Here is a 17,247-nt window from a genome sequence, read left to right on the forward strand (position 1 = left end):
TGCTTCGTATCTCGCTATAACGAGATTATAAAGAACATATAGTATATGAATATTCTAGATAAAATAGTAGCCGATAAACGTAAGGAAGTCGATTTAAAAAAATTGATTTTTCCTCCTTCTCAATTTGAACATTCTATACTTTTTGAAAGGGATACTTTTTCTTTAGCTCAAGCACTAAGAAATAGTGATACGGGAATTATTTCCGAATTTAAACGTAGGTCTCCGTCCAAAGAAAGCATCAACCAAAATGCAAACGTAGGTCAGGTGGCTAAAGGTTATGAGAAAGCTGGTGTATGTGGCATGAGTGTTTTAACCGACATTAAATATTTTGGTGGTTCTATTGAGGATTTAATATTAGCAAGAGCATCTGTACAGTTACCATTATTACGAAAAGAATTTATTGTCAGTGAATATCAAATAATTGAGGCTAAAGCATATGGTGCTGACGTAATTCTATTAATTGCCGCTATTTTAACAAAACAAGAAATAAAAACCTTTTCAGAGCTTGCTAAAAGTTTAGGTTTAGATGTATTGTTAGAAGTACATAACGAAGATGAACTACATAAATCTATTATGCCCAGTTTAGATATGCTTGGTGTAAACAATAGAAATCTAAAGACTTTTGAGGTTAGTTTAGAAACTAGTAAAAAGTTATCAAAACTGATTCCCAATGATTTCGTCAAAGTTTCTGAAAGTGGTATTAGTTCTGTAGAGGCTATTAAAGAATTAAAACCATATGGTTATGAAGGCTTTTTAATTGGGGAGAATTTTATGAAAACGAACAACCCTGGTGAGAGTGCAATTGAATTCATTAAAAACCTAAAGAACTAATGAAGCTTAAAATTTGTGGAATGAAACTGAATACGACTGAAGTTGCACAATTGCGACCAGACTATTTAGGCTTTATATTTTGGGAACATTCTTCAAGATTTTTTGAAGGTGAAATGCCAAACCTTCCACATACAATTAGTAAAGTAGGAGTATTTGTTGATGCTGACCATACTTATGTTGTTGAGATGGTAAAACAGCATCAATTGCAGGGATTACAATTACACGGTCACGAAAGTCCAGAATACTGTACTATGATTGCTTTTGACCTTAAGAAAGAAAATCAGAAAGTTGATATCATAAAAGTTTTCTCTATTAAAGAGGAATTTGATTTCGGAATTTTAAAACCTTATGAAGGTGTTTGCAATTACTTCCTTTTTGACACTAAAGGGAAACTACCTGGTGGCAATGGCTATACTTTTGATTGGTCCGTTTTAAAAAATTACCCTTCTACCAAACCTTATTTTTTAAGCGGAGGTATTGGATTAAACAATCTTGATAAGATTACTGAATTCATGAAGTTGCCTGAATCTAAATATTGTTATGCTATTGATGTAAATAGCCAGTTTGAATTGGAACCAGGATTAAAAAATATTGATGAACTACAAAAGTTTAAAGAAGCGCTATGAATTATAATGCTGATGAAAAAGGATACTACGGAGAATTTGGTGGTGCCTTTATACCTGAAATGTTGTACCCAAATGTAGAAGAGCTACGACAGAATTATTTAAAACTGATGTATGAAGATTCTTTTCAGAAAGAATTTAATCAGCTTTTAAAAGACTATGTTGGTAGACCTTCTCCCCTATATTTTGCTAAACGCCTTTCTGAAAAGCACGGATGTAAAATTTATCTAAAAAGAGAAGATCTTAACCATACTGGTGCGCACAAGGTAAACAACACCATAGGTCAAATTCTAATGGCTCAAAAATTAGGCAAGACTAGAATTATTGCCGAAACAGGTGCAGGTCAGCATGGTGTTGCCACTGCTACTGTTTGTGCATTAATGGGAATGGAATGCATCGTTTACATGGGTGAAATTGACATTGCCCGCCAGGCTCCAAATGTCGCTCGTATGAAAATGCTAGGTGCCGAAGTACGCCCTGCTAAATCTGGTAGTAGAACTTTAAAAGATGCTACAAACGAAGCAATTAGAGATTGGATCAACAATCCGGTAGACACACATTATATTATTGGTTCAGCTATTGGACCACACCCCTACCCTGATATGGTTACTCGTTTTCAATCTGTTATTTCCGAGGAAATAAAATGGCAATTAAAAGAGAAGGAAGGTCGCGAAAATCCTGATTATGTAATAGCTTGTATTGGTGGTGGCAGTAATGCCGCCGGTACATACTACCATTTTCTACACGAGCCTGAAGTTGGCATTATTGCTGTTGAAGCTGCAGGTAAAGGTGTTAATTCTGGAGAAAGCGCAGCTACCTCCGCTCTTGGAAAAGTAGGTATTATTCACGGTTGTAAAACCATGTTGATGCAAACTACTGATGGTCAAATTACAGAACCATATTCTATTTCTGCAGGGTTAGATTACCCCGGCGTAGGACCAATGCACTCCCATTTATTTAAATCTGGTCGTGCAGAGTTTTATTCGGCAACAGATGATGAAGCTATGGCTGCAGGATTAGAGCTTTCTCAATTAGAAGGTATTATTCCGGCTATAGAAACAGGACATGCATTTGCCATTTTTGAACATAAGAAATTCAAAAAAGACGATGTTGTCGTTATTAGTCTTTCTGGTCGTGGAGATAAAGATTTGAACACTTATATTGATTACTTTAAGTTAGCATAACCTTATTATGAGCAATAGAATTACATCGAAATTAAAAGAGGATAAAAAACTTCTTTCTATATATTTTACCGCCGGTTACCCTTCACTGAAAGACACTGTACAAATTATTCAAGATTTGGAAAAGAATGGGGTTGATATGATTGAAATAGGTTTACCATTTAGTGACCCATTAGCCGACGGACCAACAATTCAAGAAAGCTCTACAGCTGCACTGAAAAATGGAATGACTACAGAAATACTATTCAATCAAATAAAAGATATTCGTAAATCTGTTTCGATACCTTTAATTATTATGGGATACTTTAATCCTGTTCTACAGTATGGTGTTGAGGCATTCTGTAAAAAATGTCAAGAAATTGGTATTGATGGACTCATTTTACCTGATCTTCCACTAGATGTTTATCAAGAAGATTACGAAGCCACATTTAAAAAATACGGACTCATAAATGTATTCTTGATTACACCACAAACTAGTGATGAACGTATTGATCAGATCGACAGTGCTTCTGACGGATTTATCTACATGGTTAGTTCAGCAAGTGTTACAGGTTCTAAATCTGGTTTTGGTCAAGAACAAGAAAACTATTTTGAGCGTATTTCAGCCATGAATTTAAAAAACCCGCAAATTGTAGGCTTTGGTATTAAAGACGAAGAAACATTTCAACAAGCTACAAAAACTGCGAAAGGCGCTATAATTGGTTCGGCTTTTATTAAACATTTGACGACTAATGGACCTAACGCTGTTGCTGAGTTTGTTAAGACAATTCGATGATCAACCTTCTAATAACCTGGATTTTGTATTGCATTTGGATTTAAGTCTATTTCCGATTGCGGTATAGGCCAAATGTACTCATGCGGTTGGTAGTCTTTAGAAAAGTCATTAGTAGAGTTAAAATTATCGATAACATCTTGAAGCTTATTCCATCTAACTAAGTCATCTCGTCTATAGCCTTCAAAACATAATTCTAATTTTCGCTCTAAATAAATTATATTAAAGAATTGTTCTTTATTAAGATTACCGGGAACATTGTTCTCGGTATTCCCAAATGCTCTTTCCCGAACTTGATTGATTGCTGCATAAGCTAAAGGAGTTGGCCCATTTACTTCATTCTCAGCTTCAGCTAATAACAACAATACATCAGCATATCTTAAAAGAGGATAGTCAAACGATATAGACTCAAAATTTGCATCTGGTAATTCTCCATTATACCATTTTAAAGGTCTCCAATTCTTTGGATCTTCTTCATTAACAATACTACCCCCAGATATAGAGAATGTCGCTATTGTATTTTTAAACCGATTGTCTTCAATTTCTATCGGAAAACTTACAGGGTTCTCAAATGATAATGCTTTATTGAATGAATTTTCAAAACCAGAAACAAGTAACAAAGCATCTTTCGAAGAAATACCCAAGGGGCCCCAATAATCGTTAAAAGAACTTTTAGAATTTTCACCTCCATCAAAAGTAATTTTAAATATAATTTCACTATTAGAAGATTCATTTTCTTCGTTAAAAATAGAATTATAACCTACCATTAATTCATATTGACCTTGAAGTACTTTTAACTGTTCTAAAGCATTACTGTATTTACTGGATTCATTTAAAGGAAAGCCGGCCATGGTCATATAGACCTTGGCCAATAACAATCTTGCACTCAACTGATTGCCACGCTCATTACTATTTGAAACTGGTAAATTTTCAATTGCATAAAGCAAATCGTCTTCTATTTGAGCAAAGGTGGTATTTGGATTTTGAGGATAGTTTGGCGGACCGCTTAAATCTATTTCGGCTGTTATACTTAAAAGCGGATTACCATAAATTTTAATTAGATTGAAATACAATAAACTTCTTAAAAATTTAAAATTCGCTTCTAATTCTTTTCTGTCAATCTCACTTGTTACAACGTTTGAAGAGTCCAATAAATAGTCAATACCCAAATTCACGCCCCTTATTTGAATATAATGTTCTGTCCAAACCTGATTTACTATAGTAGATTGAGCATTGAAAGAATAGGCATCTAAATCAACCAGATTACTATCAAAATTTGGATTAGCTTTTAATATATCCGTACCAGTATCTCCCCAATATGATAAATATGCATCTGCATTAAATATTGATCGCAAATTATCATATGATGCATTTAATAAAAAATCAACATCCAATTCTTGCTCAGTTACAACTGGTATTTCAGGGATATTGAAAATAATCTTTTCAGTTTCATTTTTAGTAAGTACAATTTCTTGAAAATATACAAAATCAGGATTTTGGTTCAACACCACGTTGACTACATAATTACCTGAATCAATAGTATTAAAAACCACTACACCAGATTCTCCAACTACCAATGTTCTAGTTTCTGGATTTGTAGTCACCACTGCACCAATTGCAGCTTCAGACCCCAGTAAAACAGTAACTTCAATATTTCCAGAATCAATCTCTTCAACCTCAGAAATTGTATTATCATCAGAACATGAATAAAGCACAAAAAACAACAAGAAATATTGAATATAATTTTTCATTTTTTACAATTTATAAACCTATCAAAGTAATAGAATTTTTTAATTCAAAAATTAAAATTCGCATCAATAAATAATAATATTATGTATCTATTTTTATATTAAAGTTTATGACTTGCCATAATTTACGTTATTGTCCCTAATGCGTATTTTTTACTCTATTTTCCTTACATTTAAAGAATATATTCACGAGAACGAAAATGAAAAAATTTCTTACCCTTCTATTATTCTTATCACTTTATTCTGCCTACTCACAAGATTCAGTTCTTATAAAATCTAAGGTTGCAAATGCAATAACTGAACTAAGAGAATTTGTAGCCATACCAAATGATGCTTTAAATGCAGATGATATAGACACAAACTTGTATTGGCTTAGAAAAAAGTTTACTGAGAGAGGATTCAATAGCACCATTCTTGAAACCGAAGGTTTACCCCTATTTTTTGCCAACTTACCAATAGATGACAATAAACCAACGATTCTATTTTATATGCATTTAGATGGGCAATCTGTAGATGTTACAAAATGGGACCAATCAGATCCATACAAAATAGAATTGAAATCTAAAACCGAAGATGGTTGGAAAAAAGAATCCTTTTCAGATTTAACCGATGATATTAATTATGATTGGAGACTATTTGGAAGGTCAACATCTGATGATAAAGGACCTATTGTGATGTTCCTAAATGCTATAGATGCGCTTAAAAAAGACAAAGTAGACTTACCTTATAATGTAAAAGTTATTTTAGATAGTGAAGAAGAAAAGAGTAGCGCACCATTACCAAAAGCTGTGCGTACCTATAAAGATTTACTTAAGGCAGATTTTCTAGTTATTAATGACGGACCCGTACATGTGTCTGGGAAACCGACTATCGTGTATGGCTGTAGAGGTATCACAACATTATCTATAACTACTTACGGTCCAATAAAACCTCAGCACAGTGGTCATTATGGCAACTATGCACCAAACCCTGGTTTTCAATTAGCTCAATTACTAGCCACCATGAAAGATGTTGATGGTAGAGTTTTAGTTAAAGGATATTATGACGGTATTACTTTAGATGAAGCTACACTAGAAATATTAAAAAGTGTACCAGACAATGTGGAAGAAATCAACACCAACCTAGCAATTGCCAATCCTGAGAAAGTAGGTAGCTTTTATCAAGAAGCTTTACAGTATCCTTCCTTAAACATTAGGGGATTAGGATCTGCATGGATTGGCGAGAAAGCAAGAACAATAGTACCGGCAACGGCTACTGCAGAATTAGATTTAAGATTAGTACCAGAATCTGATGGTACCAGACTTAAAAACTTAGTAAAAGACCATATTAAAAATCAAGGTTATCATGTTATGGCTACTGAGCCTACCAAAGAAGACCGTTTAAAATATGACAGAATTGTTACTATTAAAGAAGGTTCTGTTACCGATGCTTTCCGCACAGATTTAAATAACCCTTTTGGAAATAGTATTGTAAAAACTATGGAAAATAAATTTGGAGAAAAGCCTGTACAAATTAGAATTATGGGTGGTACAGTTCCTATATCTCCTTTCATCAATGAATTGAAAATTCCGGCATTTATCGTTCCTATGGTTAACCCTGACAACAATCAACATAGCCCTAATGAGAATTTAAAAATTGGGCAAATAGCTTATGGTATTGAAACATTTTATGCCATTTTAAGTACCTCAAAAGAATAAACTAGCCAAAACAACATGAATAAGATATAGAATTAATGTTCTTGCTAGTTATTCCACATAAGGCAAAAAATAAACCCTAAAATAGAAAATGGCTCTGTATATAATTTACAGAGCCATTTTACATTAAAATCATTAACTATTAAGCAGAATTTCTACTTGCATTAATATTACCATAAAGAGACCTTGTTACAATTTTCTCATACAACTCTTTATACTCGGTACCTTCACCTATTCTTTGAAGTGCGTATTGTTGAATCACCAATAATGGCAACACAATGTTCTCACGAATTTTAATAGACTCTCTAGAGATAGCTTCTTTCTGCATTAAAAACTCCATTCCTGATAACTTCAAAAGCATTGCGGTTGACAGCTTGTATTCTGCATGTAGAATTTCCCAAAAAGCACCATACTCTTCGTTCTCCTTCATATAACTTGTCAGTTCAAAATAACATTTAGAAAGACTCATCATACTATTCATCATTAAAGCTTGAAAAAATGGTACTTCCTCATACAATCGTTGTGCCTCTGCAAAACGCCCGTCATCTTCCATTTTCTTTAAAGCAGTACCTATACCATAATAACCTGGCACATTTTGCTTCAATTGACTCCAAGAACCTACAAAAGAAATTGCCCTTAAATCTGATAATTCTAATTTAGCCTTATTACCTCTCTTACCTGGTCTACTACCAATATTGGCTTTAGTGTAATACTTTAGCGTACTCATATTTTCTAAGTACGGCATAAACTTATCATGATGTTTTAAATCATCATACTTCTTAAAACTTAATTCAGATAATTCTTCTATTAAATCTCTATCCGCATCAGAAATAACAATTTCCTTATCTAAAATAGTATTAGACAAACCTGCCGTTAACAACTGTTCACTATTATAAATGAACTGCTCTTTTGTTCCGTAGGTACTGGTAATGGTCTGACCTTGTATTGTTAATTGAATTTCATTATTTGCAACCTTATTAGTCTGTGCTGCATAAAAACGGTGTGTTTTACCACCTCCTCTTGCTGGTGGTCCTCCTCTACCGTCAAAGAACACAGCTGCAATATCATGTTCATCACAAACCTCTGATAATTCTTCTTTGGTTTTCAAAATAGACCAGTTTGCTTTTAAATAGCCACCATCTTTGGTTCCGTCAGAAAAACCTAGCATAATGGTCTGTTTTTTATTTCTGCTCTCTAAATGTGCTTTATATTCTGGTAAATTAAATAAGAATTGCATTGTAGCCTGCGCATTATCCATACCGTTCATGGTTTCAAACAATGGTACAATGTCAAAGGTTATTTCTTTATCTGCCCAACCACACCATCTAAACAATGCGTAAACAAAGAGGATAGAAAATATATCTTCTGAATTACTAATGATATACCTATTACAACCTTCTTCACCATTTTTATCCTGTATAGTCTGTAATTGAAGAATATTCTTGATAGTATCCTTTACAATTTCCTCTTCATAATCATTTGCATTTAACTGTAAATTCTCATGTAAAAGAATATCAATTAATCGCTCTTCGGTTAATTCACTTAGGTCTTCTTTTATTAAAGAGTTCTTTTTCAAAACCTCTACCATTACCTTAGTGTGCATACTATGGTCTTGTCTTATATCTATGGTAGCAAAATGGACTTTAAAAATCTTTACTTTATCAATAAATTTCTCTAAGTCTTTTAAGTAAAGTCCTTGATATTTTTCAATAAGTATTAACCTAATCTCCTCTAACGGTAAGATTAAATCTTCATATCCAATATCCTTAGAACTATCAAACATAGCCGTATACAAGTTTGAGCGCAATTTTTGCAACGGTTCTTGTACGTCTTTAAAAGTCAGTTTATGCACAAGACCTTTAAGGTCATTATAATAACATTTCATTAAAGTTAAACGTAACTCGTTCATTACATCTCTAGTAATATCGGCAGTTACAAATGGGTTTCCATCACGATCACCTCCAGGCCAAAATCCTAACTTTACAATATCATGGTTTTCAAACTGCTTAGAACCTACGCTGCCCTTAATATATGCATACATCTCGCCAATAGCGTCATAATACACATGTCTTAGTGTGTAGATTATATTCTTAGCTTCATCTAATGGTGTAGGTTTTTTTGCATTGACTAAAGATGTTAAGCCCAACTGCTGTAACCCTACATCAATTTCATCAATCTTATCTTCTAGAATCAATGTTCTTAAGTTCGTAATAATATCTAAAACAGCTGGTGTGTAGAATTGTGTTGGGTGTGCGGTTAAAACTATCCTTGCACTAAAGTTGCTTAGCTTATCCCAAATTGTATCCCATGAATTATTCTTTTCAACTAATTGAAAATAATCTTTCAAAGACAATGAACTAGAATGTTTGTGCAATTTTGGAAATGCCGCATCTTCTACACTATCATAAAGAACTACTTGGCGCTCTACGTATTGTATGATACGGAACATAAAATCTATTTGTTCCTTTTCAGATTTTATTTCTACAAAATTCTCGAAAAAATTCTCAAGAATCTCCTTCGGGTTAAGACCGTTGCTCAATCCCTTTTCAGATTGATTAAGCAATAATGGAATTAACATGCCTACATTTTCAATGTTCTCGTAGGGAAGATTAAGAAATAGACTGTTATAGACATTAAATTTATTTTGGACAGATTTCTTAAACTCCGCCAATCTTTCTTGTTGTTGCATATATCAAAAACTTTTGAGCGTACCATTATGGTTAACTCGATAAAATTCGAACATAAATATCGCTAATCCTAGGGAACTTAGAGAATCATTTTTGTGAAATATCATATTCAACGAAGTATACCACAAAATTCTCTGTATTGGCAACAAATATTCCGCAAAACACCTAAAGCTATCTACATTTACAATGTTAGTAAATAATAAATTTTTTCATTTTCATATAGTGTTCTCGTAAAAGAGTCTTGTTTAAAAACAAGACTCTTTTTAGTTTATAAAGGTTTTAAAGACTAGAAATAAGCGCTATACTGAAGTACCCTGAAATCTACTGTGTTAAAAGTAGGGTTTTCTTTTTTCATTTTCTTATAACTTTCTAGACTACCCACTGCTCTATTTGCCGCACCTGAGGGTGCAATTAAAGATACTGTTTTTATTATTTTATCTGTAGAAGGATGAGTAAATTCATGAATTCTAGGTACAACATTAGAAACGTTCTTTAGTGTAACAGAATTTTCCTTCAAGTGTTTTCTAAAAAATACTCAGGTCCGTTCTTGCTGTTTCCTCCTGTAAAAAGAAGTGTATTTACATTAGGGTATTTTTCTAAATAACATAATACATTTCTTAAAACTACATTCTGCATTCCAATATCAGATGCGTCCATTTTATGGCGTTCTGCCGAAGCTACAATATCACAGACACCTATACGTCTAGATTTTAAAAAAGCTTTGCGCTGCTCTATTGCGCTTGCTGTTGTTTCATACTTAAGATTTAAATTGAAAATCTTATCTAAAATTGGCCACAACTGCCCATCTCTACTACCATAACAAAAATTAACATCGCCATCCTTCAATTCTCCTGTTGTAAAACGTGGCGGTGGTAAGGTGCCAACAATAAGCTTTAAGGTAGTGTTATCAATAAATGGAGTGTATGGGTGAGTGTGTTCAAAAACGTTTTGCATTATAGTTTAATTCTCTTGAGCCCATTCAGTAGACAAATCGTTACTAAATTACTAACTTTAAAAGAAAGTAAAGAAATAGAGATATGGGTAAGGGAGATAAGAAATCGAAAAAAGGGAAAATATCAAACAATTCTTACGGAGCAAGAAGACCTCGTAAAATCAAAAAAAGACCTACAATTGAAGAAAAAATAAAAATTAATAAAAAGAAATAATCATTTAGTCAATCCTAAAAATGACGTCTACTTGATTTTCTTCATCTAAAGAAATTTCATAAGTATAAAAACCCATTGGCAATGAGTCATAAGCAACTTCAGTTGGAACATAATTTAAGCTGGTAGAATCTGTCTGAATACTTATTGCCATATTTGAAGATGCAGTTTCAAATTCCATATATTCAGAGAATTTACCTGCCTCAACATTTTCAAAAACAGTATCTTTCTGCGCAATACGCACTTCTGTGAATAAGAGCTCTGTACTATTCTGAATGCGAATATTTACAAAGTTAAATTCATCATCTCTATCTGTACAAGATAATAACGTTACAACACAAATAACTGCAAGTAAAAGAACCCTTTTCATAAACGTATTTTATATATACTTAAGAACGAAAAAGAGTAGATAATATTTTATCTTATAAAGACGGGTTGATTTTCTTTTAGGGTATGCTCTTGACTAAATTCATAATCATCTAAATTAAACCCTTTTATATCTGACAGTGTTTTTGCATCGGCGTCAATAATATACCTTACCATAGCTCCTCTAGCTTTTTTTGCAAAAAAACTGATTATCTTTAATTTATCATTCTTCCAATCTTTAAAAATTGGTGTAATAATTTCTGCTTTGATATTCTTTGGCTGCAAAGCACTATAGTATTCATTACTTGCTAAATTAACCAACAACTCACCCTCAACCATTTCATTATTTAAATGATCGGTAAGCCTACTGCCCCAATATTCATATAGATTTTTATTTCTACCAATTTTTAAGGAAGTGCCCATTTCCAAACGATAGGGCTGCATTAAATCCAACGGTTTTAAAATACCATATTGACCGGATAAAATACGAAGCGTTTGTTGAAGTTTATCAATTTTATTTTCAGATAACGTATAGGCATCTAGACCTTGATACACATCTCCGCTAAACGCAAAAATTGCAGGTCTTGAATTTTCCGGTGTAAACGGAATACTAAAATCTTGATTTCTTTGCCAGTTCAATTGTGCAAGATTATCTGAGATGGACATTAATTCTGAAAGAGCTTTAGGCTTCTTTTTCTTTAATATCTTATTCAGTTTTTCCGCATCCTCTATAAATTTTGGAGAGGTATATGTTGCTGTAGGAAGCTCAGCTTCATAATTCAATGACTTAGCCGGAGAAATAACAATTTTCATAGTGCAATTTTAATAGCCCAAAAATAAAAAGGATAAATTGGAAGACCTACAAAAGATAAAAAAGAGTTTAAATAGCGGTATTGAGAAATCTTATTCTGTGCTATTTTTACTGTAACTACGCCATTTTTCAATAGCATTTGTCATGTCTTCTGGCACTTCTGAATCAAAACTCATATGCTCTCCGGTTACAGGGTGTATAAAGCCCAATGTCTTGGCGTGTAATGCTTGTCTTGGCAGTAACTTAAAGGTATTATCTACAAATTGCTTGTATTTTGTAAATGTTGTTCCTTTTAAGATTTTTTCACCTCCATAACGCTCATCATTAAACAACGTATGCCCTATGTATTTCATATGCACACGAATTTGGTGGGTTCTACCTGTCTCTAATTTACAAGACACTAGAGTAACATAACCCAACCTTTCCAAAACCTTAAAATGTGTAACCGCTTCTTTACCTTCTTCACCATCTGGAAAAACATGCATTTGTAGACGGTTCTTTGGGTTTCTACCCACATTACCTACAACTGTACCTTCGTCTTCTTCAATATTTCCCCAAACCAGAGCTATATATTCACGTTCAGAAGTTTTATCAAAAAATTGCTTTGCCAAATGCGTCATAGCGGCTTCTGTCTTTGCCACTACTAAAAGGCCTGAAGTATCTTTATCTATACGATGAACCAAACCTGGTCTCTCATTACTGTTAGATGGTAAATTATCGGTATGAAAAATAAGTGCGTTTATCAATGTCCCAGAATAATTTCCATGACCAGGGTGTACTACCATCCCAGCGGGTTTATTCACAATTAACAAAACATCGTCTTCATAGACGATATCTAAAGGAATATCTTCTGGTACTAATAAAAATTCATGTGGCGGATGTTCAAATAACACCTTAACCTCATCACCTGCTTTTACCTTATAATTAGATTTCACAATCTGATCATTGACCCAAACATGTCCGTTTTTTGCAGATTGTTGTATTTTATTTCGAGTAGCATTTTCAATGAAATTCATTAAAAATTTATCTACCCTTAACGGTTCTTGACCTTTTGATGCTACTATTTTATGATGCTCAAAAAGCTCTCCATCTTCATTCTCTGGCTGCTCAATATTCTCCATCTAATCTTCAGATTCCGATTTAATTACTGCTCTTTCCGTAATACTACCATTACCACAGATCAATTCTATTTTGGATGTTTTAGGTAATTTATCGCCAGGCTTAATATACTTGCCTTTGTATTTTATTTGGTATACCATATCCTTTCCTAATTCATCTACATAGGTTACCCTTTGCACATCTAAACCTACAGCTTTTAACATTGAAGAGGCATTACGCTTGGTAACCTGAATGATTTTTGGAACGGTAACTTTTTTATATCCGGATGGATTAACCGTAAAATATATTTTTCTATTTTCTTTTACTTTTGATCCTGCAGAAGGGTTTTGTTCAATAATAGAAAATCTTGGGTAGTCTGGGTTATAATTCGCAGAATCCAATACTTCATATCTTAAGCCGGCTTCTTCAATTGATTTTCTCATATCCATAACCGATTTTTTTGAAAAATCTGGCACTTCTACGAACTCACCGTGGTTGGTGGTACTGTTCAGGTATCTTAATGTGACAAAAATCACAACAATCAACACCAACAACGCAAGACCTAATTGAATAAAAAAGGTTTTACTTTTTAAAAAATTGAAAAAATTCTTCATACTTATTATTTGACCCGACAAATATAGTAAATGCCCCCATACCATTCTACGGCTTCGGTTTATAGTTACTTCATCCTTAAAAATTAATTCTATTTGTATTAATGCTGATTGTTTTCTTTTTTATTTTATTTCAATGCTTCATCTTTGCTTTTACATTCTTAATAGACCATAAATGAAAAAAAATATAGCAATTATAATGGGCGGTTATTCTAGTGAATATAAAATATCGCTTAAAAGTGGTAATGTGGTCTATAATTACCTGAACAAAGAAAAATTTAATCTATATAGAATACATATTTTCAAAAACAAATGGGTTTATGTTGATGATGCAGATAATGAAACCCCTATAGATCGAAACGATTTCTCAATACCTAAAGATGGTAATTCAATAACATTTGATTGTGTTTTTAATGCCATACATGGTTCTCCTGGTGAAGATGGACTAATGCAAGCTTATTTTGAATTATTAGGAATAAGGCATACTACTTGTAATTTCTACCAAGCAGCGCTAACTTTCAATAAAAGAGATTTACTAAGTGTTTTAAAACCTTACGGAATTAAAGCTGCACCATCTTACTATCTAAATTTGGGTGATACTATCAATGAAATAGAAATTATAGATAAAGTAAAACTCCCCTGTTTCGTTAAAGCAAACAAATCTGGAAGCAGCTATGGTATCACTAAAGTATATAAGTCTTCTGAACTAAAGGGTGCCATTGAAACCGCTTATAAAGAAGATGATGAAATTATAATTGAAGGCTTCCTCGAAGGAACCGAAGTTTCTGTTGGTGTTTTAAAATTAAAAGGAATCACTACTGTTTTACCTATTACAGAAATAGTTACCGAAAACGACTTCTTTGATTACGAAGCTAAATATGAAGGAAAATCTCAAGAAATAACTCCTGCTAGAATAAACCCTATTCAATTAAAGAACGTCACCATCGCAGCAAAAAAAATATACGATGTATTAAAGATGACCGGCTTTTCTAGAAGCGAATTTATATTTATTGGCGATGAGCCTTTCTTATTAGAAATGAATACAACACCTGGTTTAACTACAGCGAGTATATTACCACAACAAGCTAAAGAAGCTGGCATTGAACTAAGTATGTTATTTGAGCATGCAATTACAGAGGCATTGTCTTAAAATACCTATATTTAAAAAGTAAAACCCATCTATGAGACGTGCAATATTTCCAGGTTCTTTTGATCCTTTAACCTTAGGTCATCATGATATTATTATGCGTGGTATAACGCTGTTCGATGAAATAATTATTGCAATAGGTAAAAATGCCGACAAAAAATACATGTTCAGTCTTGAAAAGCGTATTGCTTTTATAGAAGAGTCTTTTAAAGATGTACCTTCCATATCTGTAAAGTCATATGAAGGCCTTACAGTGGATTTTTGTAAGAAAGTAGACGCAAACTTTATTTTAAGAGGATTAAGAAACCCAGGAGATTTTGAATTTGAGAAGGCAATTGCCCATACAAATAGAAAATTATCTGAGATAGAAACCGTGTTTTTATTGACCTCATCGGGTAAATCATATATAAGTTCCTCTATTGTAAGAGACGTAATTCGCAATGGCGGTGATTATACGGGCTTAGTACCAGATTCTGTAAGAAAATAGATGTAGTTCATCGGCCACACAACAACTTTGGCCATTTCAACAACACATTTTCGCAAAATCACAACAATTTGTATACGTAAGATGGAATATTCCTATAAATTCGTAGGAAAATTCTTTCTACCTATGTTTAAATCACAAAATAACTCGTCTTTTTCATTAGATTGGATTAATCAAATTCCATCATCTATTGTAATTATTGATACAAATTTTAATCTAATTAGTGCATCTCCAAGATGGCAGGCTAATTATCGACTTGAATTAAACGATATAGAAGGTAAGAATTTCATTGATTTGTTCCCTGAATTATCACAAGATTTACAAGCCCGTTTAAAATATAGTTTAGACGGATTACGAGATATTAAGTTCAAATACAATGCAAAAAACTGTCAATATTCTTCTAAAGATTCTATCTGGCATTTAAACCCATGGAAAGATGGTTACGGAAATATTATAGGAGTCATTATTAAAGTAGAACCTATTTCTAAAACTCAAGAACTTGAAATTGAACTTCATAAGACAAAACTTATACTAAATCAAAAAAGTTCTGTCGCAAAAATTGGAAGTTGGGATTATGATGTGCAAAATGAAACTTTAAATTGGACACCGATCGTTAACAAAATTTATGGGCTGTCTTCAGATTTTAAACCTACACTAGAAAATTCTATTAATTTCTATGTAGAAGAATCTCAAGAAATTATCAAAAAACTAGTTTCCGAAGCAATAAATTCTGGCAAACCTTGGAATGAAAAATTACAGTTAAAAAAATCTGATGGAGAGGTTATATGGGTAAATACCATTGGTAGACCAAAATTTAAAGGGAGTAAATGCACTAGAATTATTGGTACAATTCAAAACATTAATGAAAGTAGATTAAAGAAAGAGAATAATGTAAACGAGATTTCATCTGAGTATCCATTATTTGAAAAAGTGCCATTAGGTATGGCAATTATAGATATGACCACAGGTAAATTTATAGATGTCAACCAAAACTTCAGTAAGCTTACATGTTATAATAAAGAGCATTTTTTAGGACATAATTATAAAAAATTTATTAATGGTCAAATCAAAAATAAAATTGCTGATTTAAAAGCGCAATTAACAGAACATGGTTCTTTTAAACCTATAAAATGTACTTATACAAATCAGAAAAATCATAATTTAAATATTAAAATAACAGGTACTTTAATTGAAAATAAAGATGGTGTTAAAGGTCTTTTATGCACCGTAGAGAATATTACGACACAAGCTAAGTTAGAGCGAAACTTGAAAGACACTATATCATCATCAAGAGAGAAAAATGAGCAACTATTAAATTTTGCACACATGGTTTCTCACAATCTAAAAACGCATGCAACCAATTTTTCGCTATTGCTTAACTTCTTAAATGACGAAACGGGTAAAGTACAGCGAAATAAATTCATGAGCATGTTGTTCAGTGCCTCAGATAATTTATCTGAAACTATAAAAGGTTTAAGAGAAATTGTTGCTGTAAAATCTAGTATTAACGAAGAAAAGAAACCACTTTCTTTAAATGAAAGCTTATTTGTTGTTGAACAAAATATTGCCGGACTTCTAAAGGAAACGAACGGAAAAATTATAAACGAAATTCCCGATACGACAGTAGTAAAAGCATTACCCGCCTATCTAAATAGCATCTTAACAAATTGCATTACCAATTCAATTAAATACAGAAGCGAAGATAAAAAGCCAATTATCATTTTAAGTGTGGAAGAAGATAAGAACTACACCATATTAAGTATAGAAGATAATGGTTTAGGTATTGATTTAGATAGATTTGGCAAGCAGCTTTTTGGTCTTTATAGAACTTTTCATAGACATAAAGATTCTAGAGGAATTGGTCTTTACATTACTAAAAACCAGATGGATGCTATGAAGGGTAAAATTACAGTAGAAAGCACACCTAACCAAGGAACTACTTTCAGGTTTCATTTCAATAAGAAGTAGAAAATAATTGATAAAGTAGCTTTTTGAATCTTTTACAACGTAAATGATAACATTCACAACAAT

15 protein-coding genes and 1 pseudogene are annotated in these 17,247 nt (G+C 32.6%); 9 read left to right on the forward strand and 7 right to left on the reverse strand.

Annotation, left to right across the window (positions count from 1 at the left end; translation table 11 throughout):
- Positions 1 to 45: 45 nt before the first annotated feature.
- Genes trpC through trpA form a run of 4 tightly spaced genes read left to right on the forward strand, consistent with a single transcriptional unit; the run spans position 46 to position 3,410 of the window.
- Positions 46 to 831, forward strand: coding sequence for an indole-3-glycerol phosphate synthase TrpC (trpC, locus tag P178_RS0119835; RefSeq protein ID WP_027067873.1), 786 nt, complete (start codon positions 46 to 48; stop codon positions 829 to 831).
- A complete protein-coding gene (locus P178_RS0119840; protein ID WP_027067874.1) occupies positions 831 to 1,457 on the forward strand; it encodes a phosphoribosylanthranilate isomerase in 627 nt (208 codons plus the stop codon). The genes trpC and P178_RS0119840 overlap by 1 nt, the downstream gene beginning before the upstream one ends.
- Positions 1,454 to 2,638 (forward strand): tryptophan synthase subunit beta, encoded by a 1,185-nt coding sequence (gene trpB, locus P178_RS0119845; RefSeq protein WP_027067875.1) that lies wholly within the window; start codon positions 1,454 to 1,456, stop codon positions 2,636 to 2,638. Before P178_RS0119840 ends, trpB begins: the two co-directional genes overlap by 4 nt.
- A gap of 7 nt (positions 2,639 to 2,645) precedes the next feature.
- Positions 2,646 to 3,410 (forward strand): tryptophan synthase subunit alpha, encoded by a 765-nt coding sequence (gene trpA, locus P178_RS0119850; protein WP_027067876.1) that lies wholly within the window; start codon positions 2,646 to 2,648, stop codon positions 3,408 to 3,410.
- An 8-nt stretch (positions 3,411 to 3,418) separates the two neighbouring features.
- On the opposite strand, the gene P178_RS0119855 is transcribed toward trpA, so the two are convergent.
- Positions 3,419 to 5,158 (reverse strand): RagB/SusD family nutrient uptake outer membrane protein, encoded by a 1,740-nt coding sequence (locus P178_RS0119855; protein WP_027067877.1) that lies wholly within the window; start codon positions 5,156 to 5,158, stop codon positions 3,419 to 3,421.
- 197 nt (positions 5,159 to 5,355) lie between these two features.
- Here P178_RS0119855 and P178_RS0119860 point away from each other — a divergent pair, with 197 nt between their 5' ends.
- Positions 5,356 to 6,852: a M20/M25/M40 family metallo-hydrolase gene (locus P178_RS0119860; protein WP_027067878.1), complete on the forward strand. Its 1,497-nt coding sequence runs from the start codon at positions 5,356 to 5,358 to the stop codon at positions 6,850 to 6,852.
- Positions 6,853 to 6,991: 139 nt separating this feature from the next.
- Here P178_RS0119860 and P178_RS0119865 read toward each other — a convergent pair whose 3' ends face one another.
- The gene (locus tag P178_RS0119865) at positions 6,992 to 9,538 is read right to left on the reverse strand and encodes a phosphoenolpyruvate carboxylase (RefSeq protein WP_027067879.1); all 2,547 of its coding nucleotides are present in this window, start codon (positions 9,536 to 9,538) and stop codon (positions 6,992 to 6,994) included.
- A 284-nt stretch (positions 9,539 to 9,822) separates the two neighbouring features.
- Positions 9,823 to 10,490 (reverse strand): annotated as a pseudogene (locus tag P178_RS22445) (uracil-DNA glycosylase family protein).
- A gap of 83 nt (positions 10,491 to 10,573) precedes the next feature.
- Here P178_RS22445 and P178_RS22995 point away from each other — a divergent pair.
- Positions 10,574 to 10,702, forward strand: a complete 129-nt coding sequence (locus P178_RS22995; protein WP_081819477.1) for a 30S ribosomal protein THX — start codon at positions 10,574 to 10,576, stop codon at positions 10,700 to 10,702.
- Between the two features lie 4 nt (positions 10,703 to 10,706).
- Here the strand turns inward: P178_RS22995 and P178_RS0119880 are convergent, their stop codons facing one another.
- From P178_RS0119880 to P178_RS0119895, 4 genes are all read right to left on the reverse strand, one after another.
- Positions 10,707 to 11,069 carry a hypothetical protein gene (locus tag P178_RS0119880; protein WP_027067880.1) on the reverse strand — a complete coding sequence of 121 codons (363 nt, stop codon included), beginning with the start codon at positions 11,067 to 11,069 and terminating at the stop codon, positions 10,707 to 10,709.
- 47 nt (positions 11,070 to 11,116) lie between these two features.
- Positions 11,117 to 11,878, reverse strand: coding sequence for a peroxide stress protein YaaA (yaaA, locus tag P178_RS0119885; RefSeq protein WP_027067881.1), 762 nt, complete (start codon positions 11,876 to 11,878; stop codon positions 11,117 to 11,119).
- A gap of 90 nt (positions 11,879 to 11,968) precedes the next feature.
- On the reverse strand, positions 11,969 to 12,997 hold the full coding sequence (locus P178_RS0119890) for an RluA family pseudouridine synthase (RefSeq protein WP_027067882.1): 1,029 nt from the start codon (positions 12,995 to 12,997) through the stop codon (positions 11,969 to 11,971).
- The gene (locus tag P178_RS0119895) at positions 12,998 to 13,588 is read right to left on the reverse strand and encodes a PASTA domain-containing protein (RefSeq protein WP_027067883.1); all 591 of its coding nucleotides are present in this window, start codon (positions 13,586 to 13,588) and stop codon (positions 12,998 to 13,000) included.
- A gap of 172 nt (positions 13,589 to 13,760) precedes the next feature.
- Between P178_RS0119895 and P178_RS0119900 the strand changes: the two genes are divergently transcribed.
- The 3 genes from P178_RS0119900 (at position 13,761) to P178_RS0119910 (ending at position 17,184) form a co-directional block, all read left to right on the forward strand.
- Positions 13,761 to 14,735 carry a D-alanine--D-alanine ligase gene (locus P178_RS0119900; protein ID WP_027067884.1) on the forward strand — a complete coding sequence of 325 codons (975 nt, stop codon included), beginning with the start codon at positions 13,761 to 13,763 and terminating at the stop codon, positions 14,733 to 14,735.
- Between the two features lie 31 nt (positions 14,736 to 14,766).
- Positions 14,767 to 15,219 (forward strand): pantetheine-phosphate adenylyltransferase, encoded by a 453-nt coding sequence (gene coaD / locus P178_RS0119905; protein ID WP_027067885.1) that lies wholly within the window; start codon positions 14,767 to 14,769, stop codon positions 15,217 to 15,219.
- Positions 15,220 to 15,342: 123 nt separating this feature from the next.
- Positions 15,343 to 17,184 carry a PAS domain S-box protein gene (locus P178_RS0119910; RefSeq protein ID WP_197026825.1) on the forward strand — a complete coding sequence of 614 codons (1,842 nt, stop codon included), beginning with the start codon at positions 15,343 to 15,345 and terminating at the stop codon, positions 17,182 to 17,184.
- Positions 17,185 to 17,247: the final 63 nt, after the last annotated feature.

Origin of the sequence: Maribacter sp. Hel_I_7 (genome assembly GCF_000688315.1) — a bacterium.
Lineage (GTDB): Bacteria > Bacteroidota > Bacteroidia > Flavobacteriales > Flavobacteriaceae > Maribacter > Maribacter stanieri.

Coding starts and splice junctions, on each gene's coding strand:
- trpC (WP_027067873.1), top strand. CDS start 46: ATGAATATTCTAGATAAAATAGTAGCCGATAAACGTAAGGAAGTCGAT.
- P178_RS0119840 (WP_027067874.1), top strand. CDS start 831: ATGAAGCTTAAAATTTGTGGAATGAAACTGAATACGACTGAAGTTGCA.
- trpB (WP_027067875.1), top strand. CDS start 1,454: ATGAATTATAATGCTGATGAAAAAGGATACTACGGAGAATTTGGTGGT.
- trpA (WP_027067876.1), top strand. CDS start 2,646: ATGAGCAATAGAATTACATCGAAATTAAAAGAGGATAAAAAACTTCTT.
- P178_RS0119855 (WP_027067877.1), bottom strand. CDS start 5,158: ATGAAAAATTATATTCAATATTTCTTGTTGTTTTTTGTGCTTTATTCA.
- P178_RS0119860 (WP_027067878.1), top strand. CDS start 5,356: ATGAAAAAATTTCTTACCCTTCTATTATTCTTATCACTTTATTCTGCC.
- P178_RS0119865 (WP_027067879.1), bottom strand. CDS start 9,538: ATGCAACAACAAGAAAGATTGGCGGAGTTTAAGAAATCTGTCCAAAAT.
- P178_RS22995 (WP_081819477.1), top strand. CDS start 10,574: ATGGGTAAGGGAGATAAGAAATCGAAAAAAGGGAAAATATCAAACAAT.
- P178_RS0119880 (WP_027067880.1), bottom strand. CDS start 11,069: ATGAAAAGGGTTCTTTTACTTGCAGTTATTTGTGTTGTAACGTTATTA.
- yaaA (WP_027067881.1), bottom strand. CDS start 11,878: ATGAAAATTGTTATTTCTCCGGCTAAGTCATTGAATTATGAAGCTGAG.
- P178_RS0119890 (WP_027067882.1), bottom strand. CDS start 12,997: ATGGAGAATATTGAGCAGCCAGAGAATGAAGATGGAGAGCTTTTTGAG.
- P178_RS0119895 (WP_027067883.1), bottom strand. CDS start 13,588: ATGAAGAATTTTTTCAATTTTTTAAAAAGTAAAACCTTTTTTATTCAA.
- P178_RS0119900 (WP_027067884.1), top strand. CDS start 13,761: ATGAAAAAAAATATAGCAATTATAATGGGCGGTTATTCTAGTGAATAT.
- coaD (WP_027067885.1), top strand. CDS start 14,767: ATGAGACGTGCAATATTTCCAGGTTCTTTTGATCCTTTAACCTTAGGT.
- P178_RS0119910 (WP_197026825.1), top strand. CDS start 15,343: ATGTTTAAATCACAAAATAACTCGTCTTTTTCATTAGATTGGATTAAT.